Source organism: Actinophytocola sp. (assembly GCF_036378875.1).
In the GTDB taxonomy this organism is placed as follows: Bacteria; Actinomycetota; Actinomycetes; order Mycobacteriales; family Pseudonocardiaceae; genus Actinophytocola.
The window spans coordinates 145,285-167,776 of record NZ_DASUVO010000153.1 but is presented as its reverse complement, the minus strand read 5'-3'; the positions used below and the strand labels follow the sequence as shown (position 1 = coordinate 167,776).

Genomic DNA, 22,492 nt, shown 5'->3' with positions numbered 1-22,492 from the left:
CAGATGACGATCGACTACGCCGACGGCGCCGAGTCGGCTGTCCTGGCCGCGTTGCGGTCCGCCTCGGATGTCACCGCAGGGTCGACCGAGTTGTCGACGCTGGTCAGGACGTGGGAGACGGCGTACCACTTCTCGCCGGCCCGGCTCGGTCTGCTCGCGCCGCTGCGGATCACGCCCGGCATGCGGGTGGTCGACCTCGGCTGCGGGTCCGGCGTGCTGTCCAGAGCGCTCGGCGAGGCCGGCGCGTCGGTGGTCGGCATCGAGGGCGTCCCGGACCGGGCGGCCGCCGCACGCGAACGCTGCCGCGACCTGCCCAACGTGCGCATCGTGTCCTCGACGCTGGCTGACGGGCTGGCCACTGCGGACGGACCGTTCGACCTGGCGCTCATCTGCGGGGTGCTGGAGTACAACGACCCGTACGCGCTGCTGCCCGCGGTGACGAACGCCTTGTCGGACAACGGTGTCGTCGTGCTCGCGATCGAGAACCAGCTGGGGTTGCGGTACCTGCTGGGTGGGATCGAGGACCACCACAGCAAGGGATGGGTCGGGCTGACCGACTACCCGGGTCCAAAGGGGAGCCCCCGGACGTGGAACCGGCAGATGCTCCACCGGCTGCTCGCTGGTGCCGGTCTCACGGCCCAGCGGTGGCTGATGCCCTATCCGGACTACAAGCTGCCGAGGGTGGTGCTGGACGAGTCCGCGTTCCGGTACGGCCCGGAACTGGTGGAAAAGCTCGTCCGCGACCCGTTGCAGGGCTCGTTCGGCGGCAACGACGCGGCGGTGAACGGCCGGATCGCGCACCGGCTCACGATGGCCGAGGGCGTCGGCCACGTGGTCGCGCCGTCGTTCCTGGTCGTCGCGTCCCGGTCCCCCGAGGCGTTGGCGCAGGTGGTCGAGCCGGGGGTCGCGTGGCTGATCAGCGGTGCCCGGCGGCCGGTGTGGCGGCGGACCAGGAAGCTCACCGAGGACCTCACGCTCCAGACAGTCCACAGTGGACCTGGTGACGCGCGTTCCTGGCTGCGGCAGGAACATCTGGGGTCCGAGCCGCTGCACCCCGGCCGGGCCATGGACTCGTACCTGCTGGACGCCATGCGCCGGCACGACCTCGGTGAGCTGACGCGGCTGCTCGACCTGTGGCACCGGACGTGCCTCGCGGCGGCCCGACCACTCGACCCGGCCGACCTTCCCCACGCGTACCTGCCGCACCAGCCGACCGTGCCGGTCCTGCCACCGGACCACCTGGACGTGCATCCCGGCAACCTGATCATCGGCCAGGACGGCGGCGTCACCCGCGTGGACCTGGAATGGCACGCGGGAAACGGTGTCGACGCGGAGCTCGTGATGCTGCGGGCGCTGCTGGAGTTCGCACGTGAGGTCGTGCAGGGGCACTGCCCGCACCCGTGGTCGTCCCGCACGACCGTGCGCGGTGTGCTCGCGGAGCTGTGCCAGCTGACCGGGCTCGGCGACGCGCTGGACGGCCGCTGGGCCGAGCTGGTGGCGGCCGAGGCCGCGTTGCAGGAGCAGGTGACCGGCCACCCGGCGGAGCGGATCGCGGAGGCCATCGAGCACGACGTCACCGCAGACCACGGCGAGCCGCTGTGGCAGCTCCCGGGTGGGGTCCAGTCGCTGCGGACCGCCCGGCAGGCACAGCGGGACGCCGAGCACGAGCGGGACGCGGCGGTCGCGCGGGAACAGGAACTGACCGTCGAGCTGGCCCGCCAGGGCACGCACATCGACGACCTCACCGAGCGGTTGCAGCAGGCCGAGCACGGGCTGGCCATGGCCCGTTCTGAGCTGGACCTCAAGGACGACCGGATCGGGCGCGCGTTCAACGAGCTGTCCTCGGCCGTTCAGGAGGCGGCGGTCGCGTGGCAGGCCAACGAGCAGACGGAGGCGGCCCGCGCGGCACTCGACGCAGAGGCCACCCAGCTGCGGGCCACGCTGAACAGGACCCAGGCACGGCTCGACGCACTGGAGAACTCCACGCTCGTGCGTGCCGCGCACAAGTCGGTGTGGCCCGCCGGTCGGCTCGTGCGTGGCGTCCGCGACCTCGCACTCGGCCGTCCCGGTGACGAACCGGACGGGTTGCTGCGCCGGCTGGGCCAACGCGCGCCAGGCCTGACCGCCCGACTCACCGGCCGGTACCGGTCGCGTGCTGCGGCGGCACGCGAAGCCGGACTGCACTTCGACCTGCCGGTGCCGTCGTCGCTCGCGGTCGGCGCCGGCCAGGTGCTCGAGCTGAACGGCTGGGTCACGCACGCGTCGATCGGGGTGCATTCGGTTTCCGTGCGTGCCGGCGTGCGTGAGGTGCCGGCGAGCCGCGGCCACTACCGGCCCGACGTGGCGGCGGCGCTGCGGCCCGGTGGGGTGCGGGTGCCGGACGGAAGCGGCGTGACCGTGCGGATCCCGGTCGCCGGCGCGGACGCACCCGGCCCGCTGCCGCTGACCCTGGTCGTGACGCTCGACGACGGCACCGTGCTGTCGCGTGAGCTGCCCCCGATCGCGTTGCGGGAAACGAACCTCAGCCCTGCGGACGTCCGGTGGCCCGCCGACGGTCCGAAGGTCGCGATCGGCATGGCGACCTACCGGCCGGACCCGGACTTCCTTGCCCACCAACTGGATTCGATCCGCGCCCAGAAGCACGACAACTGGGTGTGCGTGATCTCCGACGACGCGTCCGGCGCCGACCACGTGGCGACGATCCACCGCCTCGTCAACGGCGACAGCCGGTTCGTGGTGGTGGCGAACGAGGACAACGTCGGCTTCTACCGCAACTTCGAGCGGGCACTCACGCATCTGCCCGCCGACGCGGACTTCGTGGCACTGTCCGATCAGGACGACGTGTGGGACGCGGACAAGCTCGACACGCTCATCGAGCGGTTCGACGACCCGGCCGTGACGCTCGCGTACGCGGACATGCGGCTGATCGACTCGCACGACGAGGTCGTGGCCCCGTCGTTCTGGCGGCACCGCGAGAACCAGTGGACTGACCTGGACTCGTTGCTGTTGCTGAACACGGTGACCGGCGCGGCGTGCATGGTGCGTGCCGACGTGGTGCGTGATCTCGTGCTGCCGTTCCCGCCCGGCACCCCCTCGGCGTTCCACGACCAGTGGATCGCCGCTGTTTCCCTTGCGGCGGGCCGAATCGAGTTCGTCGACCGCCCGCTGCACTCGTACCGGCAGCACGACGACGCGGTGAGCGGCCGCCGCGACAACCGGTTGGACGAGGGCATGCCGAAGGGCCTCGGCTGGCTACGACTCGCCCTGGGTGGCCGGCGCGAGGACCCCGAACTGGAGGCGGTGGCGGAGTACGAACTGCGCCGGGTCGCCCAGTTCACGACCGTGCTGCTGATGCGCCAGTGGCACCGCCTCGCCGCGGTGCGGGAACGGCTTGCCGAGCTGACCAGGGTGGAGCACGACCTGAGGCCACTCGTGACCAGGACACGCGCCGACCGCCAGCAGACGGCCGGCGCGGAACGCCGTCTGCTGGCGGCAGCGATTCGGTGGAAGTCGTTGCGGGGTAAGCGGTTACGTCTTCCGACGCGGCTGTCCTGACTCCTCCCGGTCCAGCTTTGAGTTGAGGATGTGCTGCTGGCCGAGCGTCCAGACGTTGTTCGCGAGGAAGTACACCAGCACGCCGATCGGCAGCGGGAAGACCAGACCGGACACGAGCAGGCCGGCCGGCGCCACGTACTGCATGAACCGCAGCGCCTGCGACTCCTGCCGGCGCAGGCTCATCCGGATCGTGAAGAACGTGGCCAGGCCGGCGAGGAGCATGAGCGGCACCGCGAGGCCGGCCGCGAACTCGCTGATCCACTGCGCGTCCGAGTTCCGCAACACCCAGTAGAGGCTGAGGAACACCGGGATCTGCAGCAGCGCGGGGAGGCAGCCGGCGAACGGACTGGTGCCGGCCTCGGCGTGGAGTTTCTGGATTTCCCTGGCCATCCGCTGCCGGTCGTCGCGGTACCGGTCACGAACCTTCTGCATCTGTGGGGCGAGCTTCCGCACGTTCCGTCCGGCCCGCAGCTGGCTGAGCGCCGGCCGGACCAGCAGCGCGCGAACGGTGAAGGTGAGGAAGACGACGGCCAGCGTCCAGGCCGCCGCGGGGGCGAACAGGGTGGCAAAGGCGTTGTGCCAGAAGGAGAGCAGGGCGGAAACCGGGTACAGGAAGATGTCGGACAAGGGTCGCTCCGTGAGTCGTCGGGACAGGCGGAAGCGACTGCCTGTGGATCAGGCAGTCGCGCTGTCCGATGACGGAGCTCGTGGCCGGGTACGCCCCGGCGCGTCGGGATCACGGAGACGAACCCGCAGCTGTGCCCGTTCCCGCAGGCCGATCCCGCGGAGGTGGACGGGAACCGCGGCCTCGACAGGCGCGGACAACACGACGGCGACGACAAAGGCGGCGGCGATACCCGCGGTCACGACGGTGGCCAGGCCGAGCGGGCCCTGTCCACCGAGGACCGGAAGCATCAGGAAGAGCGCGGGCAGCAACAGGGCGAGGACGAGCTTGACCCGCGCCACCACTGTCACGCTTTCCACACTACCCGGGGTATTCCGCGCTTACCTCGCCGTCGAACAGCCGCCAGTAGAAGTCGTTCATCCTCGCGGCGGCAGGTGCGTGCCGGGTCAGGATCGCTGTCACGGTGGGTGGCACGTCGTCCGGGACGTGTCCCGCGGCGCACCGGCGCACGTACTCGTTGCGGGCGATCGGAGGATGGTCCATCGGCGCTCCGCAGACCGCGATGACCAGCCAGTTGACCAGCCGCATGGCCGCGTAGTCGGCGTCGTGTGTCGCGTTCCGGTGGGCGAAGTCGCGTTCGGCGGGCGACAGGTCGAACCGCGGGGACGTGGCAAGCCCGAAGTCGGTGAGGTAGAGCCGTTCGCCGTCGGTGCGGATGTTCTCGAAGTGCCCGTCCATGTGCAGCAGCTCGCGCTGGCGCAGGACCGTCACGATCTCCGACAGCTGCCGCTCGACGGTGGCGGCCTTGCCCGCCGGGTCGTCGCGCAGCCAACCGTGCACGGCGTGGGGGATGTACTCGCTGAACAGCACGAGGCTGTGTGACGCGGCGGCCAGCGCTTCGAGCCGGGCGCGGACGGCGGGGTGGCCGTCCAGCCTGGCGACGACCGCGTCGATGTTGGCGTGCTCGGTGGCGACGGGTGGGCGGCCAGGCAGGATCCGCCAGTGGTGGAGCAACGGGAAGGACTCGGTCTCGCCCGCCAGCACCGCGTCGGTGACGGCCATGTTCGCGGCCAGCTCGCGCCACGTGTTGAAGCCCGGGCTGACGACGCCGTACTGGCAGAACGTCGGCACGTCGAAGAGGTTCGCGGTGGAGTGTGGGTTGGCGCGTTCCAGGTTGGTCAGTGGGATGCGCTTGGCGAACACCGGCACGCCGTCGACATCGACTCTGACGGATCCGCCGCCCACGCCCACGCTGCCGTCCCGCCCCGAGTCGACGAGCGCGGCCAGCTCGACGTCGTCGCGTGTGGCGAGGGAGGTCGAGATTCTCTCGTGGCGGGCCCGCCTCTCGGGCGACATCATGCCGTCTCTCCATGTGCGATCAGTGCGCTGAGCGCGGCGGCGCCGTCGAGGAGGGCTCTCGACCGGGCTTCGATGTTCGCGTCCCTGGCGGCGAGTGCGGTCGTGACCTCGTCCCACTGCCGCAGGTTCGGTACCAGTGTCTGGAGGGTGGGGATGCGGTAGCCGGCCAGGCGGAGCTGGTGGACGATCCGCGCCTGCCGGACGTCGGCGGGTGAGTACATGCGCCGGCTCGCGGTTCGGCCGGGTACGACGAGGCCTTCCGCTTCCCAGTGCCGTAAGGCGGATGGGCGGATGCCGAGTGCGTCCGCCAGCTCGGTGATGGTCATGGTGTCCGTCGGGCGTACGTCGTCGATTGGTTCTGCCGCGATCGCCTCGGCTGCCTCTCGTGCCAGTGCCAGCTCGCGGCGTTCGGTGTCGAGCCGGGCGTGTGCCGCGTCCAGGAGGGCGAGCAGGTCCGAGGCCGGGTACGCGTGTGCCGCCCGCACGATCCGCTTGGCCTCGACCGGGCCGGCGGCGACCGCGAGCACCCGGTAGGCCAGCGCGGACCGCACATGGCGTTCGTCGTAGGCCCGGTAGCCGGTGGCGGTGCGGGTTGCCGGCGGCAGTACACCGTCGCGTTCGAGGTTGCGTACCTGCTGAACCGAGTACCCGGCTCTACGCCCGACATCGACGGTGCGCATTTGCGACTTCTCACCAGCTTCCCTGCGGATTCCGCGACAAAGTCTCCACAAGCACTTGAATGAAACACTAGAACACATGAGCATCGAGGAGATCATCGAGTTCGTTGACGGCCTCGGCGGGGTCCTGACACTCCAGCCGGCACCCGGCGACGGTTCACCCGAGATCGCCTGGGGTGATTCGTTCTTCTACTACGCGCCCGACGGTGTGACCCCGAAGAACACACAACCCTTCGCCACGATCGTGACGAAGGACTACCCCGGCGACGAGTCGTCCCGGCTGAACCGGCCCGACACCTTTCGCGTGAACGTCTTCGCCGGGAAGGACGCCTTCGTCAGCTGGACCGGCCGCGCGCCCCGGGAACCGGCCACCGACGACGTCGACCCGAGCGTGGCCGACGTCGTCGTCGCCCATCCCGTCTACGGCGAGCTGGGCTGGCTGGCCGTGGTGAACCCGGGCCAACGGACGGAGGAGGCGATCCGGGAGCTGCTCCGCACGGCCCACGACCGCGCCCGCACGCGCTACGAGCGTCGAGCCACGCGGTGACCTGCGGTAACAGCCTTGGTGCCGGGTCCTGGGCGGTGCTACCGTCGGTGGACGGGCGTCGTCCTGCGCCCAACCTCCGGTTCCGGTGCTCACGCCGCCGGCGTCGCGGGGGCAAAGGGGGCCGCTGCCCTCGGGGTGCCGGTTGAGCACAGCCCTTTCCGGCGGGGATGCGCGAGCGTGAGTCGCGGGTCGCCGCCACGGAGAGGACATGTGATGACCGAGCACCGTTCTTTCAAGAAGCTCGTCCGGGCCCGTATGGCGAAAACCGGGGAGAGCTACACCGCGGCCAGGGCCAAGCTGCTCGCCGCCTCCGATCCCGGCCCCGCGCCAGTACTCGTCACGTCCGACGACACGATCCGAGTGCGGACTGGGCGTGGCTGGGAGGAATGGTTCGACCTGCTAGACGCCGAGGGCATGGGCGAGCGGACGCACCGGGAGATCGCCAGGTGGGTCGCCGACCAGCTCGGTGTCGTCCCGCTGGCCTGGCCAGCGCAGGCGGTGACCAAGAGCTACGAGCGTGCCCGCATCGGCCACGCCGTCGGCCAGAAGGACGACGGCACGTTCACCGTGAACGTGTCGAAAACCGTCGCGGTACCCGCGGAACGGCTCTACACGACGATCGTCGACGACCCGGCCCGCTGGTTCGGCGAGGACCTACGGCCACGAACGGCCACCCCGCCACGCACTGCCCACTACGACCGAGGCACGACCCGGGTCGCACTGTTCGTGGACGCGAAGGACCCCGCGAAGGCCACGGTGACCGTCCAGCAGACCCGCCTGGCCGACGCGGCCGAGGCCGACCAGATGCGTGCCTTCTGGCGGGAACGACTGGCGGGCCTCAAAACGATCGTGGAGAAGGCCGAAGTCTGAGCGCCGGGCCGCCACCCCGTCACGTGCGGGGTGGCGGTACCGCGCAGGCGGCCAGTACGTCACGCATCGCGCTGCCGAACGTGGTTGGTGAGAAGTAGGTTCGGCAGATCTCCATCAGGCCCTGCTGCACCTCGGTCCACAACACGTGGTCGGTCAGCAGCTTGTGGCACAGCTCCACCAGTTCCGACGAGGAGGCGCCGATCAGGTGGCGGGCCGTCCAACCCAGATGCAGGCCCTCGCCGCCCACCGGGGTCGTCACGAACGGTAGGCCCGCGGCCATCGAGTCCACGAACTTGATTTTCACGCCGGCGCCGTACCGCATGGGGACCACGTGCAGCAGTGCCGACTCCAGCAGCGGCCTCGGGTCGGGCACCTTGCCGACGACCTCGATCTCCTCGCCGTCCAGCGCCAGGACCGCCGGGGACGGGTCCGCGCCGACCACCCGCAAGCGCAGGTTGGGGTGGCGTTCACGCAGTGGTGGCAGCACGTCTTCTGCCAGTTCCAGCACCGCGAACTCGTTGGGAGTGCGTGGGGTCGAGTCGAAGCCGCCGAAGAACACGATGTCCCGGCGTCCTTCCCGACCTGGCACCGTCGGGGGCACCTGCGCCGGGTAGCACGCCACATGCACGTCCACACCCGGCGCGACCCGGCGCGCCCACTGCGCTTCCTCGTCGCTCACGCACACCGCGACGTCGGCCCACGTGAACGCCTCGACCTCCTGCTCCCGCAACAGGTTCGCCTGCACGGCCCAGCCTCGGCGCTCCTGCACCTCGGTCGCCGTGCCGAAATGCTGCTCCGGGCGTCGGTGGAACAACGCCTCCGCGTCGTAGACCTTCACCGCCTGCGGCTGTGACCGCGCGATCGGCACGCCGTAGCCGGCGAAGTTGTGTGGCCGGAACACCACGACCACGTCGTACAGGCCCGCCCGCTCCGCCGACCAGCGGGCCGGGTCCTCGACGCCCCACACGACCTCGATGCCGCGTTCCGCCAGCGCGGGCGCCACCTGCTCGGCGCGTTCGGACGACACGGCGAAGAACGTCACTCGTGCCCTCGGGTCGGCCGAGCGCCACGCGTTGACCACGGCCATCGTGCGGCCGTCGCCCCGGCCACGATCGGGTTGCGGCACGCGGTCGTCGATCAGCAGGACCCGGTAGGGCGCGAGTTGGTCACGCAGCCACCACTTCTGGTGCGGTCGCTCGTCGAGTCCCACCACCGGCACGCGATTGGCCAGCTCGTTCGGCCAGCGTCGCGTGAACGTCTTGTGGTTCAACCGCATCAGCTCGGTCGCCCGTGCCGACGAGCTGCTGCCGTGCCGCTCGTGCACGACCCGCGAGGTGGGCTCCAACCACGTCTGCCAGCCGTGTGCCCGCAGTGACAGCATCAGGTCCACGTCCTCGAAGTACGCGATCTCGTACTCCGGCGAGAAACCACCCGCCTCGAGGAAAGCCTTGCGCCGCACCACGAGGCACGCGGCGGAGGCGTAGTCCACCTCACGCGTGAACAGCGGCCCCTCGTCGACGGCACGGCACCAGCCGTCGCCGCCGATGACGCTGCCCGCCTCCTGCACGCTGCCGTCCGGGTTGACCAGCACCGGCGACACGGCCCCGACCTCGGGCCGGGCGTCGATGAACGCCAACAGCGGCTCCAGCCAGCCCTCGGTGACCTCGATGTCGGCGTTGAGAAAACACAGCAGCTCGGTGTCCGCGAGCCGCACGGCCAGGTTGCCGCCCGCGCCGAAGCCCAGGTTCTCCTTCATGCGCAACACGGTCGCGCCGGTCAGGTTGGCTTCGAGCCAGGCCCCGGTGCCGTCCGGCGACGCGCTGTCCACGACGATCACCCGGTGCGGCACGGGCGTGTGCTTGGCCAGCAACTCCAGGCACCGCACCACCAGTTCACGCCCGCCGTAGGAGACGAGCACGAAGGTGATCCGCGCCGGCGTCATCCCCTGGCCTTCCCGTAGGCGTCGCGCAGTGGGCGGGTCCAGCGCACGAGCTTGGTGTTCTGCCAGTTCACCAGTTCCTGCTCGACGTGCGCGAGCCGCGCGGCCTGTTCTTCGTTGCGACGGGCCAGTTCCTCGTTGCGTGCCCGCAGCTCGGCAGCCTCGTCGCGGGCGGTGTCGCGCTCGTGCCAGGCCTCCGCGAGCGGCTCGGCGAGGCGCTGCCGCTCGACGAGCATCCGTTGCCGCAGCTGCCAGTGCGCCTGCCGCAGCGCGTGGTTCTCCTCGGCCAGCAAGGCCGTGCGTGTGACGAGGTCGCCGCCCCGCGAAGCCAGCGTCCGTTCGGCCAGCTCGGCGACGCGGTCGAGGCACGACCGCAGCGACGACGCCGGGGCGAACTCGAACGCCGAACCGTCCGGACGCCGGCACTCGACGCCGAGCCACGCGCACGCGGCCGCCGTGGGCTCGTCCTCGGTGACGACGGCCGTCGCACCGGACAGCGTCGCGAGGCGGTCCTCGAATACGAGGTCCGGCGACGGCTCGGTGGTCAGCTCGTAGTCGTCGGCCGGCAGCTCACCGAGCTGGCGCAGCTGCGCGACCCGCTCCGGCAGCGTGTCCCGGTCGACGACCCGGTCCAAAAGGAGGGCCGGATGCGGCCCAGGCACGACGAACGCGGCCCGTTCGGCCAGCTCGGGTACCGCGAACGCCACAACAGGGTGCGCGGGGTCGAGCCGGGCCGCCAGGTCCAGGGCGTACGGGTCGTTGGTGCACACCACGGTCAGCGTCGCGCCGGCGGCGAGCTCCTCCGGCGCACGGTCGCGCAGCGGCTCGGTGACGAGGCCGCCGTCGGCAATGGTCGGCCGGCGCCAACCGTCGGTCGCGAACAGGCTCATGCGCCAGCCGGGCAGCCGCGCGAGCAGCTCCTGCTGTATCACCCGTCCAGGTAACTGATCCCCCAGTCCCGGCTGATCCGCACTGGTCCAGATGGCGACCGCGCCGACGCCGGGATGAGTGCTTTTCGAAGGCACTGGGCGACTGTACTGAACCCACACGGCGTGTCCCACGTCTGATACCACGTAGACCAGAGAGGCTACCCAACATGGTGTTACAGATCGTGATCGTCGCCGCGGTGGGCGTGGCGTTCCTCGCCCGGCTCACGTTCGTGCTGTACAGCCGCCTTGCGAAGCGGGACAACTGAGCTGCGTTAGATTGTGCCGACCCAACTGAGGGGACGGCTCATGACCAGCACCGACACCGACCTCTACGCACCGCCACGAGCGGTGGAGAGCCTTACGGACTGCTACTTCTATCACTCGATGGAGATCCCCGGATACGGTGAAGTAACCGGCGAGTGGGACCTGCGTGGTGACGAGCACCGCTACCTCGGTGGGGTCGACCTCGCGGGCAAGCGAGTGCTCGAACTGGGTGCGGCGAGCGGCTTCCTCACCACCCGAATGGAGCAGCAGGGCGCCGACGTCGTCGCATACGACCTGTCGGAGAACCACTCGTGGGACGTGGTGCCGTTCGCGGGCACCGACCTCGGCAACTTCGACACGGTCCGCCGCGACCACCTGCGGAAGATCAACAACGGCTTCTGGCTCAACCACAAGGCGCAGGGCCTGTCCGCGAAGCTCGTGCACGGCACCGTGTACACCGTGCCCGCCGAGATCGGCCAGGTCGACGTCGCCACGTTCGCGAGCATCCTGCTGCACCTGCGCGATCCTTTCCTGGCACTGCAGACGTCCCTGCGGCTGGTGAAGGACATGGTCATCGTCACCGACGTGTACCCGGCGTCGGAGTACCACCTGGTCGGCGACTTCGTGGACGCCCCGGACCCCGAGCCCGGCGTCACCACGCCCCTGCCGCCGGAGGCACACGGCCAGCCCAAGGCCACGTTCCTGCCGCAGTTCTGGGACCGCGCCTACGGCGACACCTGGTGGCACCTGAGCCCGGAGACCGTCCGCCGCTTCGTCGGTGTGCTCGGCTTCGAGAAGACGGAGATCACCTACCACCACGCCTTCGCGGGCGGCAACCGCACGCTGCTGTACACGGTGGTCGGGCACCGCACCCGCTAGTCACGCCGGAACAGGGCCGTCCACAGGAACGTCTGTCCGAAGTGCGGCGAAGCGTCCGGTTCCTCGCTCATGGGGCGCAGCTCGACCTCGGTCAGCTCACTGAAGATCCAGCGCAGTGAGTCGGCCGAGAACGCGAGCCCGCCGCCCAGCGTGCCATCGCGGTACAGCTCGTCGTCGGGCACCTCGGAGCCCATCTCGCCGACCGCGAAGCAGGTCAGGCCCAGGTGGCCGCCGGGAACGAGGCGCCGCTCGACGAGGTCGAGGTAGCTGACGCGGCGGTGCGGCGGCAGATGGTGAAGGCAGCCCGAGTCGTAGATCAGGTCGTACTGGCCGTCGAGGTAGTCGGGCGCGAACGCGTCACCGCGGAGGAACCGGACATCGACGCCGGCCTCCCGCGCCCGCTCCTCGCCCCACGCGATGGCCGACATCGACAGGTCGACGGCGTCGACCTGGAAACCCCTGCTGGCGAGGTAGATGGCGTTGCGGCCGGGTCCGCAGCCGAGGTCGAGCGCCCGGCCGGGACCGAGCACGCCGCGGTCGAGGTACGACACGAGGTTCTCGTCCGGCTTCGAGACGAAGAACGGCACGTTCCGGTCGCGGTCGGCGTAGAAGCTGTCCCACCAGCTAGCGTCCCTGGCGAAGAACCCGTCCAGGAACGTCAGGACGTCCTCGACCGAGCGGATGTGGCGGTCGACCATCTAGGGCTCCAGGTCGATGTGCACACCGGTCATCTCCACGGAGATGTCCCACAGGCGCCTGGCCAGCTCACGGTCGCGGGCCTCGTCGAGCGGCTGGACGACCGTCGGGTAGCCCTTGCTCTCGTTGCGACCGTCCGGTCCCCAGAACTGGCCACTCTCCACGTCCGCGCCGGCCGCCGCGTAGACCTGCGGCAGGGCACCCATCCCCACGTCCTGCGCCATGATCCGGTTGGAGACCTTCATGGCCAGCTTGCTGATCCCCGTCGGCCCGGACGACTGCAGGTTCGTCGCCGTGTAGCCGGGGTGCGCGAGGACGCTGAGCATGCCGATGCCGTTGGTGCGCAGGCGCCGGTGCAGTTCCAGTCCGAACACGACGTTCGCCAGTTTGGACTGTGCGTAGTAGCCCGTGCGGCTGTACTTCTGGTTGCCGTGCAGGTCTCCGAAGTGGATGCGGCCGCGGTGGTGCAGCCCGGAGCTGACCGTGACCACGCGCGGATTCTCGCCCTGCAGCAACGTGTTGAACAGCAGGAGCGTGAGCGCGAAGTGCGCGAGGTGGTTGACGCCGAACTGGAGCTCGTAGCCCTGCTCGGTGAGTGAGTGCGGCGGCATCATCACGCCTGCGTTGTTGATGAGCACGTCGACGTGCTCGACTCCCGCGGCGAACTCCCGCACCGACTCGAGGTCGGCGAGGTCGAGGTGACGCAGCTCGAACTTGCCGTCCGGCTGCTCGGCACGCAGCGACTCGACGGCGGCTTCGCCCTTCGCCGAGTCCCGCGCGGTCATGATCACAGTCGCGCCGAGCGTGCCCAGCGCGCGAGCTGTTTCGAGACCGAGACCACTGTTTGCCCCGGTCACGAGGAAGATCCGGCCGGCCTGGCTCTCGACGCGACTGGACAACCAGTCCGCCGCCGACCGTCTGTCCACCTCAGGTGCCTTGCTCATGGTGCACAGCCTGCCTCACCGGTGGCGGAAATTGGTCATGGCCGCAAGATTCACTTCTGTGTCGAATGTCAAGGCGGTTCTGGATCGGAGCACTCACGCTCAGTAGGTTGTCGGAATGGAACTCCGTCACCTGGGAGAATCAGGTCTGGTCGTCAGTGTGGTCGGACTCGGCTGCAACAACCTGGGCCGCCCCGGGACCGCCGCGGAGTCCCTCGCCGGCTCCCGCGCGCTCATCGGTGCCGCGGTGGACGCCGGCATCACGTTCTTCGACGTCGCCGACGTGTACGGCGCTCCCCGTGGCCGCAGCGAGGAACTGCTCGGGCAGGCGCTCGCCGGCCGCCGGGACAAGGCGGTGATCGCCACCAAGTTCGGTGTGGACATGCAGGGCGCGAACGGCGCGGACTTCGGCGCCCGCGGCTCGCGCCGGTACGTCAAACGCGCGGTGGAGGCCTCGCTGCGCCGGCTGGGCACCGACTGGATCGACCTGTACCAGGTACACCGCGCGGACCCGTCGACCCCGGTCGAGGAAACACTGTCCGCTTTGGACGACCTCGTCCGGGAAGGTCTGATCCGGTACGCCGGTGTGTGCAACCTCGCGGGCTGGCAGGTGGCCGACACGGTGTGGCTGTCCCGTACCAACCGCTGGTCGGGTGTGATCGCCGCCGAGAACCACTACTCACTACTCGAACGCGAGGCCGAGCGCGACATCATCCCGGCGTGCCAGCGGTTCGGGCTCGGGCTGCTGCCGTACTTCCCGCTGGCCAACGGACTGCTGACCGGCAAGTACCACCGGGACACCGACCCGCCGGCGAACGCCCGGCTCGCGGGCCGCACCCGCCTGCTCGCCGACGCGCCGTGGGACCGCATCGAGAAGCTGCGCGCGTTCGCCGAGGAACGCGGGCTGCCCATGTCGACCGTCGCCATCGGCTGGCTCGCCGCACAGAAACCCGTCGGCTCGGTCATCGCGGGGGCCACCACCCCGGAACAGGTGAGCGCGAACGCGGCGGGCGCGCAGTGGCACCCCTCGTCGGACGACCTGCTGGCACTGGACGAGATCTGCCCACCGGGCCGCCGATAGCTGTAGGGATATTTGCCGTCCCGCGCAATCAGCGCGGCACGCACGCTGATGTGCATGGAGGCCAACGGTTTCACCGCCACCTACGCGACGCTCGCCGACCTCGGTACGGCGCTGCGAGGTACCTGCTACGACTCGGCCGAACTGGTCGGCCGGCTGCGGAACCTGACCGTGCCGGCGGAGGCGTTCGGCACGCGCCGCAACGCCCGGTTCGCACATCAGGCCTGCTCGCAAACCGTGCGCACGGAGACCGACCGGATCTACCGGCAGACCCAGGTCCTCGGCGACGTGACGGGCGGCGTCGAGAAGGGACTGGCCGGCTACCGCGGGTTCAGCGAGGGCTGGGCCAAGAAGCTCAGCGCCGAGGAGGCCGAGCTCCAGCGACTGCAGCCGGGCGGCCACTGATGGGCGCGGGGCTCGCGGCCACGCTGACGAGCATGCGTGACGGGTACGTGGCGCAGTTGGACGGGTCGATCCGGGAGGTCACCGGCGACCCGGCGGCACTGCGCCGGATGAAGGAGGAACTCGTCCCGCAGGCGAAGCTCGCGAACGTCGCCGGTGGCGAGACGGGACGCCATGCGACCGCCGCGGAAGCAGGATGGCAGGGCGCCGCGTATGCCAGCATGCGTGCCAGGGTCCAGGGTGTCGCCGACGAGTTCGTCGACGCGGGGAACGTGCTCGCGAAGGCGGCGTACGGGTTCGAACGAGCGGCCGGCGCGCTGGAGAAGGCGTCCGGTGAGATCGGGCGGATCAAGGAGGCGTTCACCGGGGCCACCGACCCGATGATCGAGCAGGCGCGGCAGGTGCCGCCTGCGCAGGAAGCGACCGCGGCGAAGGCGTTCACCAGGAACATCGACGCGAGCGGGAAGCAGGCGACAGGCGCGGCCGCCAAGGTGTTGAAGGCGTTCGACGACCAGATGTGGGCGATCGCGTCCGACGTCGGCCCGACGAAGACCGCACAGCCAGGCCGGCAGGGCAACGAGGGATACGTGATCTACCCGAACGGCGAGGTCCGGTACGGCGGCGAGCGCGCGTGGCGCAACAACAACCCGGGCAACCTCGAGTACGGCCCACGTGCCCGCCGCTTCGGCGCGATCGGCGCCGACGGGTACCGCCGCGACCCGCGCAAGAGCCAGGGCCCGTTCGCCATCTTCCCGGACGAGGCGTCGGGCGCCGCGGCGATGCGGGACCTGATGCGCGAGACGCACAAGGACAAGACGCTGCCCGAGGCGCTGCGCACGTACGCGCCATCGAGCGAGAACGACATCCCGGCGTACGTGCGGGCCGTGGCCGACCACTCCGGCCTTGACGTCACGACGAGAACGATCGGCTCGTACACACAGGACGAGTTCGACCGCCTCATCGCCGGCATGCGACTCCACGAGAGCGCGCGGCCGGGCACCGTGTTCACCCGGGAGACCGCGCCGCCGTGGCTCCTCCCTCGGCTGGGGCCCTAGCGGGGAGCCATCCGGAGTGCGCCGTCGAGGCGGATGACCTCGCCGTTCAGGTAGTCCTGCGCGATGATCGACAAGGCCAGGTTCGCGTACTCCTCCGCCCGTCCGAGGCGCTTGGGGAACGGGACGCCGTCGGCCAGCGCCTGGCGGAACTCGTCGCTCACCGTGGCCAGCATCGGCGTGTCGATGATGCCCGGCGCGATCGTCACCACCCGGATCCCCACCGACGCCAGGTCACGGGCGGCCGGCAGGTTCAACCCGACCACGCCGCCCTTGGACGCGGCGTAGGCGGCCTGCCCGATCTGCCCGTCGAACGCGGCGATCGAAGCCGTGTTGATGACCACGCCGCGCTGCCCGTGCTCGTCGGCATCGGTCTTCGCGATCGCCTGCGCCGCAAGGGTGATCACGTTGAACGTGCCGATCAGGTTGACCTCGACCACCTTGCGGAACAGCGCGAGATCGTGCGGTCCCTTCTTCGACAGGATCCGCGCCGACGGGCCGATACCCGCACAGTTGACGACCGTCCTCAGTGGACCTTCGGCCTCGGCCGCGGCCACCGCGGACGCCACCTCGTCCGGCTCGGTCACATCGGTGGCGACGTAGGTGATCCCGTCGACCTGGGGCGCCTTCTCGATCGCGGAGGGCAGGTCGAGCGCGAAGACCCGTGCCCCACCGGCGGCGAGTGCCATGGCGGTCGCACCGCCGAGCCCGGAAGCCCCGCCGGTGACGATGGCGGAGGTGTCGGTGATCTGCATGCCCGACAGGTTAACGGGCGATCACATGTTTTCTAGCTCGGGCAGGGCTGTGTCTTCTAGCTCGGACAGGGCCGCCGATCGCCTTCGGCGAGCGGCCTCGGGTCGGTTGGCTCAGGTGGTTGCGGGCCGGTGTGCGTGGTTGCTTGCCGTAAGTGGTTGCGTGACGATGCCTGCGGACAGGGGCTCGTTCCTCACCCCTGCCCTTGGCATCGTGTGGCGGCCGCCCTCGCCAAAGAATTGCGACCCCAGCACACTCCCGAAGCACCCCTCCGTACACGCCCACCTCTAGCCCTGGTCGTCCTGGTGACGTTGTGTGAGGTGCAGCAGCAGTACGAGTGGGATGGCGGCCAGCAGGGCCAGGGCGATGAACAGGCCGGCAGCGGCGAGTAGCTCCATGCCATCCACCCTGGTTCGCGGCCTGCCGGCGGGCATCGGCCATCCGGCTTGTTCCGCCGGCCATCCGGGCGATGATGCCCGGCTACAGGTCACCGACGTACGGAACCTCGTACACCGCGGGTGACGACATCCAACCGCGCAGGGCGTGGGTGGCTCGCACGTCGTCCTCGTTGTACTCCAGCAGGCGGATGCGTTGCCGGTCGTTCGGGGCGGAGCCGTCCATGCCGACCGCGTCGCGGTACCAGCGCATGCTGTTCTCGCCACCGGCCTCCGGGTCGCGCCACCGGAAACCCGCCGCCGGGGCGATGGTCTTCAGGCCCTTGCCCCGGGAGCACAGGAAGTGGTCGCGCACGGCGCCGAACAGGTCGAACCACGCGTCCGAGGTGATGAACGCCATCACCTGCTCGGTGGTGGGGATGCCCGGCTTGCCGGCGAAGCGCTTCGCCGAGGACAGCAGCCAGCGGTTCTCGGCCAGCTCGTTGTAGCAGTAGGCGCGGAAGCTCAGCCCCCGTGCGCGGGCACGCAGCCGCACGACCATGAGCCACTGCCAGAACGCGGCGAACGACCTGGCCTCGTCGTCCGTCGGCAGCGCCTCCCACGTGGCGAACGCGTGATAGCCGGACCGCTCGCCGATGTCGACGCCGGTCAGCAGCGCGCCCCACAGGTAGGCGCCCGCGTCGCCGAAGCTCTCCATGTCGACGTCGACCTCGACCTCCGCGCGGGGCACGTCGATCTTCGGGATCCGGCGGACGACGGTGAGGTCGGCGAGCCACGCCTTGGCGAGCCCCACGGCGTCGGCCATGGGCATGCCCGTCGGCGGCAGCGACTCGTCGTTCGGGTCGACGCGAGCGAGGTCGTCGACGGAGCGGATCCCCGCCGCGCGAAGGGACACCGCCTCCTCACCGCGGATGACCAGGCTGACGTCCCGGGCCCGCTCCAGGTCCACCCGGCACACCGGCCACCACGGGCAGCTGCGGCACTCGACGATGCGTGACGGCTGGGCGAGCGCGTCGCCGCCGGCCGCCGCCGAGGTCGCGATGGACAGCCGGTCGGCGAAACGGGCGTCGTACTCGGCGAGCGCGTCGCGGCCGCCCGGCCAGGTCGGGGCCTCCATGTCGTGCCACACCACGACGTCGCCGTCGAGGCCGATCACCCCAGCGACCGCCGGGCCGGCCGCGGCCCGGCCGTTGGCCTGGAGCATGCGGTAGGCGTGCGCGAGCCGGAGCACGTCCCTCGGCTGCGGGCGGACCCGCCTGCGCTGGTCGAGCCGCCGCGCGGACGGCCACGGCGTGGACAGCGGGCTGGTCTGCGCGCCCGAACCGGGATCGCTCACCTTGTGCCGGACCACGAGCACCGGCACGTACCCGGTCTCGGTCGCGACCAGCAGGTCGATGTGGCCGCGGCGGCCGCCGGCCTCGTCGCGGGGCAGCTGGGCGGCCCAGATGAACCGGGCACCCTCGGCCATCGCGTCGAGCGTCAGCTGCTCGCGGTCGCTCGACCGCGCCTCGCGCGGGATCTCCGTCCAACCTGGACCGACCAGGCCGGCGATCTCGTCGGCGATCGAGCGGCGGTGCGCGGCCGCGTCGGCCTTGCGCTGTTCGCCCGTCGGGTCGGGCGGGGCCTGGGGAACGTCCGCCATGGCCGGGTCGTGTTCGAGGTGCACCCGGCGCCGGCAGCGGTTCACCACTCCCGAGTCGAGTAGCACCGAAGTCGTCACGGTACGCAGTCTAGGCGGGACCACCGACAAAACCGGCCCGGTACCAGTGCCGGGGCCGGTCGGCACCGCTAGGTTCATGCCCATGGCACTGCGGAAGCGCACCAAGGACGAGCCGCGGCTCACGCCGAAGAAGGCGAAGAACGCCCTCGCCGTGGTGAAGATCATCGGGCCGGCCGTCGTGCCGGTGGTCGCGCCGTACGTGGTGCGCGCGCTCGGTGAGGTGCGGGACCGGTACGACCGGGCACGGGCCCACCGGCTCGGCGTGCCCATCGAGGAGCTGGCCAGGTACTCCGGTCGGGGCGGCGCACTGCACGCCAGGATCGGGGGCGCCGCCGAAGCCATCGCCGACCTGCGGAAACGCTCCGACGCCACCGCGGACGACCAGACGTTCGCCAACCGTGCCGAGACGACACTGCGGCAGCTGGCCAGCGCGGTTCGGGCCGCCGAGCGGATGCCGACCGCGCGCCGCAAGGCCGTCCACCGCGCCGCGGCCACCGAGCTGGACCAGATCGAGGAGCGGCTGCTCCAGCGCCTCGGCGTCTGAACTCTTACCAAACCCGAACATTCCCCGATCCCTCACCGAACCTTCTCCCTCCAGAGTGGTCCCCACCCGAAGGGAGACAAACCATGAAAACGCTGATCCTCGTACTTACCCTCCTGCTCACCGGGGCAGCGACGGCGAGCGCGGACCCGTCCGAGCCGGTGACGATCACGCTCAGCCCCGAACAGGTGACGCACATGTGCGAGAAACGGCTGCCGAAGATCGAGCGGCGCGTCACGCGGCTGCTGGACCGCATCAACGGCGGCCCGGAGGTCAAGGGCTCGATCGAGTGGTTGCGGACCAGGGCGGCGACGGAGCGTGCGGCCGGACGCGAGACGAAGGCGGAGCGACTGGAGGAGAGGGCCGACCGTCGATCCGGCCGGGTCGACGACCTCAACCAGATCAAACAGTGGGCAGCCGACTTCCGCGCCCAGCACTGCGAGTCGAAATGAGGTGGCTTGCGGGCGTGCTGGCGCTGGTACCGGTCCTGATGCTCGGCACCGCATGCCGCGACGAGACCGCGCCGACTCCACCCGTCGACAACGTCGAGTCCACGTTGGACGCGATCGAATCGGAGCTGGCGGGAGACTAGGTCCATGTCGGAGGACAGTCGTGGCCTGGTGCTGGTAGTCGAGGACGACCCGGCGATAGCCGACCTCGTCGCACGGTACCTGCGACGAGACGGCTTCAGCGTGGACGTGGCGACGGACGGCGCGGCGGCACTGGCGGCGGTGCGGCGCATCCGCCCCGTGGCCATGATCCTCGACGTCGGGCTGCCCTCGATGGACGGCATCGAGGTGTGCCGCACCCTCCGTGCGGAGGGCGACTGGACCCCGGTCCTGTTCGTCACCGCCCGCGACGACGAGGTCGACCGGGTCCTGGGCCTGGAGCTGGGCGCGGACGACTACGTCACGAAGCCGTTCAGCCCGCGCGAGCTGGTGGCGAGGGTGCGCACGGTGCTACGCAGAGGCACGGTCACCGCCGACGTCCTCGAGGTCGGCAGAACGAGAATCGACCTCACCCAACGCCGAACATGGGCCGACGGCGTTGAGGTGGGGCTGACCTCCACCGAGTTCGACCTGCTGGCACAGCTGATGCGCCGCCCGAAGCAGGTGTTCGAACGGGCGCGACTACTGAGCGCGGTGTGGGGCTACCAACCCGCCGGCACCCGAACGGTGGACGTGCACGTCGCCCAACTCCGCGCGAAATTGGGCGACGCCAGCCCGATCCGCACGGTTCGGGGAGTGGGCTACGCGGCTGATCCGTCCTGAAGTGTGGTGTCCCGGCCCGGGGGGCCGGGGGGTGGGCGGCCCGGGGGGCGGGGGCCGGGGCGGGAGCGGGGGTGCCCGGGAGGAGGGGGCCGGGACGGGGGGCCGGGGCGAGGGTGCGTGGGAAGGGGTTGGCAACGGGGCTGGGGTGGCCAGGTCGTTTTATGGGTGTGGCGGGTTGGCCCACAGTGCCGGCCACGCGATGGGGCGGCACGCCGAGCCGGCTCCTCGGACCGGGGTGATGTCCCGTAGGTGTCTTCGGGACGCTCATCCTCGGTCCACCGATGATCTTGTCGGGTTACGCACCTTGCCGAGCGTCGTGGGCCTGGTCGGGCCCGCGACGGGGACATGGCTGGTGCCATGAAAGACGCGATCGGGACGTTCAACGACATGAGCGCGTCTTTCGAGACATCGCCAGACGAAACCTGGCGGTGGTCCGGACCCGTCGGTGGGGTGGAGGCACCGAAGGGAGCGCGATGCAGGCAGCGCTGGAACGTGAGTACGTCGACTACGTGCGGGCCAGCATGACCTGGCTGCGTCGGTCCGCGTACCGGTTGTGCGGGGACGCGCACCGTGGTGACGACCTGGTTCAGCAGGCGATCACCAAGCTCTACGTGAACTGGCGACGGGCACGGGCGGCGGACAACACCGACGCCTACGTTCAGCAGATCCTGGTCCGGGTGTTCCTCGACGAGCGGCGGCTTCGCTGGTCCGGGGTCTCGCTGTTCGCCGCCGCGCCCGAGGTCGTCGTCGAGCCCGACTGGCGGGTCGAGGACCGCGCCACCCTTCGCGCCGCGCTTGATCGGCTGCCGCGGCGGTTGAGTGTGGTGCTGGTGCTGCGGTTCCTGTTCGACATGTCGGTCGACGACGTCGCCACGGTGCTCCGCTGCCGTCCCGGGACGGTCAAGACGCAGACCGCGCGTGGGTTGGCGGCCATGCGGCGCCTGCTCGACGACCGCCCGCTGCCAATCACCACGAAGGAGTCCTGACATGACACGACTGCTTGACCCGCTGCGGGACGAGGACCCTCTCCCACCGTCCCGTGTGGACATCGACCAGGCGGTTCGGATCGGGCGGCGACGGGTCCGCGTGCGGTGGTCCGGTGCGGCGGTGATCGTCGTCGTGGTCGCGGTGTTGGTGCCCGTTCTCGGGCTGCCCGGCAACGGTGGTTCGTCGGTCGGGCCGGCCACGCAGCCGGAACTGGCCATCGACTATCCCGAGTTCGACCCCATGCGGCGGGTCGTCGAGGTCGGCGACGTGCGGGGGGTTGAGCCCTTCTCCTACACCACTGCCCGGCAGTGGCAGCGGGTCAACCTGCAGATCGGGAAGAGCGGGTTCGCGACGTTGACCGTGTACGCCCCTGGTCGGGAGGCCACCGACGCCGAGGGAATCATGCAGCCGGAGACCGGGACGCCGGGTCAGCCGGTCGGCGGTCGGGCTTCCTACTGGCTCAGCAGGGGATCCAACGAGGTCCTCGCCTGGCAGTGGGCCGCCGGGGCATGGGCGTTCATCAACCTCCAGAGCGCGGACGACGGCAGCGAGCCGGACCGGGACACCATGCGCGCGATCGCCCAAGCCGTCCAGGTCCACGACAAGGCAGGGGAACAGGTGGCCATGCCGTTCACGGTGCCGCTCCCCGCGCCCTACCAGCTGATCGGCACGACCACCCAGCTCCGTTCCGCGGGCGACCCGTTCGTGCGGACCGGGCTCCTCTTCGCCACGGAAGATCCCGCCGATCCGGACCGCCAGTACTCCGGCGTCTCGGTGCACGTGGAGAACGGCTCCAAGATGGCCATGCACGCCGGGGCGAACCAGAACGTGGACGGCCACCCGGCGATGGTCGCCGACCAGGAAGTGATCATCTTCGACGCTGCCGACGATTTCGCTGTCGACGTCGAGGGCACTGGTGAGGCCGACCTGCTCCCGATCGCACGGGGCGTACAGCTCGTGCCGGCGCCGAGTGACCGGTCCACCTGGGTCACCCAGCCTGTCAGCTGAAGAG

The 22,492-nt window shown here is 70.4% G+C and carries 23 protein-coding genes; 13 read left to right on the top strand and 10 right to left on the bottom strand.

All coding sequences use genetic code 11. The features are described 5' to 3' along the window. Positions 1-3: 3 nt before the first annotated feature. A complete protein-coding gene (locus VF106_RS43265; protein ID WP_330845851.1) occupies positions 4-3,555 on the top strand; it encodes a glycosyltransferase in 3,552 nt (1,183 codons plus the stop codon). Here VF106_RS43265 and VF106_RS43260 read toward each other — a convergent pair. Genes VF106_RS43260 through VF106_RS43245 form a run of 4 tightly spaced genes read right to left on the bottom strand, consistent with a single transcriptional unit; the run spans position 3,529 to position 6,219 of the window. Next, positions 3,529-4,182, bottom strand: coding sequence for a membrane protein insertase YidC (locus VF106_RS43260; protein WP_330845850.1), 654 nt, complete (start codon positions 4,180-4,182; stop codon positions 3,529-3,531). The two genes, VF106_RS43265 and VF106_RS43260, sit on opposite strands and share 27 nt — an antisense overlap. Positions 4,183-4,230: 48 nt before the next feature. After that, positions 4,231-4,530 carry a DUF6412 domain-containing protein gene (locus VF106_RS43255; protein WP_330845849.1) on the bottom strand — a complete coding sequence of 100 codons (300 nt, stop codon included), beginning with the start codon at positions 4,528-4,530 and terminating at the stop codon, positions 4,231-4,233. A gap of 10 nt (positions 4,531-4,540) precedes the next feature. Beyond that, positions 4,541-5,539, bottom strand: a complete 999-nt coding sequence (locus VF106_RS43250) for a serine/threonine protein phosphatase (RefSeq protein ID WP_330845848.1) — start codon at positions 5,537-5,539, stop codon at positions 4,541-4,543. Further along, the gene (locus tag VF106_RS43245) at positions 5,536-6,219 is read right to left on the bottom strand and encodes a MerR family transcriptional regulator (protein WP_330845847.1); all 684 of its coding nucleotides are present in this window, start codon (positions 6,217-6,219) and stop codon (positions 5,536-5,538) included. Before VF106_RS43245 ends, VF106_RS43250 begins: the two co-directional genes overlap by 4 nt. A 76-nt stretch (positions 6,220-6,295) precedes the next feature. Between VF106_RS43245 and VF106_RS43240 the strand changes: the two genes are divergently transcribed. After that, complete coding sequence (locus tag VF106_RS43240; protein ID WP_330845846.1) at positions 6,296-6,763, top strand: DUF6194 family protein; 468 nt, start codon at positions 6,296-6,298, stop codon at positions 6,761-6,763. A 213-nt stretch (positions 6,764-6,976) separates the two neighbouring features. Further along, positions 6,977-7,633 carry a hypothetical protein gene (locus VF106_RS43235; RefSeq protein WP_330845845.1) on the top strand — a complete coding sequence of 219 codons (657 nt, stop codon included), beginning with the start codon at positions 6,977-6,979 and terminating at the stop codon, positions 7,631-7,633. Positions 7,634-7,652: 19 nt separating this feature from the next. Here the strand turns inward: VF106_RS43235 and VF106_RS43230 are convergent, their stop codons facing one another. After that, the gene (locus VF106_RS43230) at positions 7,653-9,575 is read right to left on the bottom strand and encodes a glycosyltransferase (RefSeq protein WP_330845844.1); all 1,923 of its coding nucleotides are present in this window, start codon (positions 9,573-9,575) and stop codon (positions 7,653-7,655) included. Continuing rightward, positions 9,572-10,504, bottom strand: a complete 933-nt coding sequence (locus VF106_RS43225) for an SH3 domain-containing protein (protein WP_330845843.1) — start codon at positions 10,502-10,504, stop codon at positions 9,572-9,574. Before VF106_RS43225 ends, VF106_RS43230 begins: the two co-directional genes overlap by 4 nt. A 303-nt stretch (positions 10,505-10,807) precedes the next feature. Between VF106_RS43225 and VF106_RS43220 the strand changes: the two genes are divergently transcribed. Next, positions 10,808-11,644, top strand: a complete 837-nt coding sequence (locus VF106_RS43220) for a class I SAM-dependent methyltransferase (RefSeq protein WP_330845842.1) — start codon at positions 10,808-10,810, stop codon at positions 11,642-11,644. On the opposite strand, the gene VF106_RS43215 is transcribed toward VF106_RS43220, so the two are convergent. Together VF106_RS43215 and VF106_RS43210 are read right to left on the bottom strand one after the other, a co-directional pair. Continuing rightward, positions 11,641-12,342: a class I SAM-dependent methyltransferase gene (locus tag VF106_RS43215; RefSeq protein WP_330845841.1), complete on the bottom strand. Its 702-nt coding sequence runs from the start codon at positions 12,340-12,342 to the stop codon at positions 11,641-11,643. The two genes, VF106_RS43220 and VF106_RS43215, sit on opposite strands and share 4 nt — an antisense overlap. Then, a complete protein-coding gene (locus VF106_RS43210; protein WP_330845840.1) occupies positions 12,343-13,284 on the bottom strand; it encodes an oxidoreductase in 942 nt (313 codons plus the stop codon). It abuts the gene before it with no gap. Between the two features lie 115 nt (positions 13,285-13,399). Between VF106_RS43210 and VF106_RS43205 the strand changes: the two genes are divergently transcribed. Genes VF106_RS43205 through VF106_RS43195 form a run of 3 tightly spaced genes read left to right on the top strand, consistent with a single transcriptional unit; the run spans position 13,400 to position 15,816 of the window. Then, positions 13,400-14,362 (top strand): aldo/keto reductase, encoded by a 963-nt coding sequence (locus VF106_RS43205; RefSeq protein WP_330845839.1) that lies wholly within the window; start codon positions 13,400-13,402, stop codon positions 14,360-14,362. 54 nt (positions 14,363-14,416) lie between these two features. After that, positions 14,417-14,764: a hypothetical protein gene (locus VF106_RS43200; RefSeq protein ID WP_330845838.1), complete on the top strand. Its 348-nt coding sequence runs from the start codon at positions 14,417-14,419 to the stop codon at positions 14,762-14,764. 32 nt (positions 14,765-14,796) lie between these two features. Continuing rightward, on the top strand, positions 14,797-15,816 hold the full coding sequence (locus VF106_RS43195) for a hypothetical protein (protein ID WP_330845837.1): 1,020 nt from the start codon (positions 14,797-14,799) through the stop codon (positions 15,814-15,816). Here the strand turns inward: VF106_RS43195 and VF106_RS43190 are convergent. Both VF106_RS43190 and VF106_RS43185 read right to left on the bottom strand, forming a co-directional pair. Next, a complete protein-coding gene (locus VF106_RS43190) occupies positions 15,813-16,568 on the bottom strand; it encodes an SDR family NAD(P)-dependent oxidoreductase (protein WP_330845836.1) in 756 nt (251 codons plus the stop codon). The genes VF106_RS43195 and VF106_RS43190 overlap by 4 nt on opposite strands. A 478-nt stretch (positions 16,569-17,046) precedes the next feature. Beyond that, positions 17,047-18,681 (bottom strand): TM0106 family RecB-like putative nuclease, encoded by a 1,635-nt coding sequence (locus tag VF106_RS43185; RefSeq protein ID WP_330845835.1) that lies wholly within the window; start codon positions 18,679-18,681, stop codon positions 17,047-17,049. A gap of 82 nt (positions 18,682-18,763) precedes the next feature. Here VF106_RS43185 and VF106_RS43180 point away from each other — a divergent pair, with 82 nt between their 5' ends. The 6 genes from VF106_RS43180 to VF106_RS43155 all read left to right on the top strand — a co-directional run bounded on the left by VF106_RS43180 (position 18,764) and on the right by VF106_RS43155 (position 22,488). After that, positions 18,764-19,225: a DUF6474 family protein gene (locus tag VF106_RS43180; protein ID WP_330845834.1), complete on the top strand. Its 462-nt coding sequence runs from the start codon at positions 18,764-18,766 to the stop codon at positions 19,223-19,225. Positions 19,226-19,308: 83 nt separating this feature from the next. Then, positions 19,309-19,674 (top strand): hypothetical protein, encoded by a 366-nt coding sequence (locus VF106_RS43175; RefSeq protein ID WP_330845833.1) that lies wholly within the window; start codon positions 19,309-19,311, stop codon positions 19,672-19,674. After that, positions 19,671-19,814, top strand: coding sequence for a hypothetical protein (locus tag VF106_RS43170; protein ID WP_330845832.1), 144 nt, complete (start codon positions 19,671-19,673; stop codon positions 19,812-19,814). Before VF106_RS43175 ends, VF106_RS43170 begins: the two co-directional genes overlap by 4 nt. 4 nt (positions 19,815-19,818) lie before the next feature. Then, positions 19,819-20,493: a response regulator transcription factor gene (locus tag VF106_RS43165; RefSeq protein WP_330845831.1), complete on the top strand. Its 675-nt coding sequence runs from the start codon at positions 19,819-19,821 to the stop codon at positions 20,491-20,493. A gap of 473 nt (positions 20,494-20,966) precedes the next feature. Then, entirely contained in the window at positions 20,967-21,479 is a 513-nt protein-coding gene (locus VF106_RS43160; RefSeq protein WP_330845830.1) for a SigE family RNA polymerase sigma factor, read from the top strand. Position 21,480: 1 nt separating this feature from the next. Beyond that, the gene (locus VF106_RS43155; protein WP_330845829.1) at positions 21,481-22,488 is read left to right on the top strand and encodes a hypothetical protein; all 1,008 of its coding nucleotides are present in this window, start codon (positions 21,481-21,483) and stop codon (positions 22,486-22,488) included. Positions 22,489-22,492 lie beyond the last annotated feature (4 nt).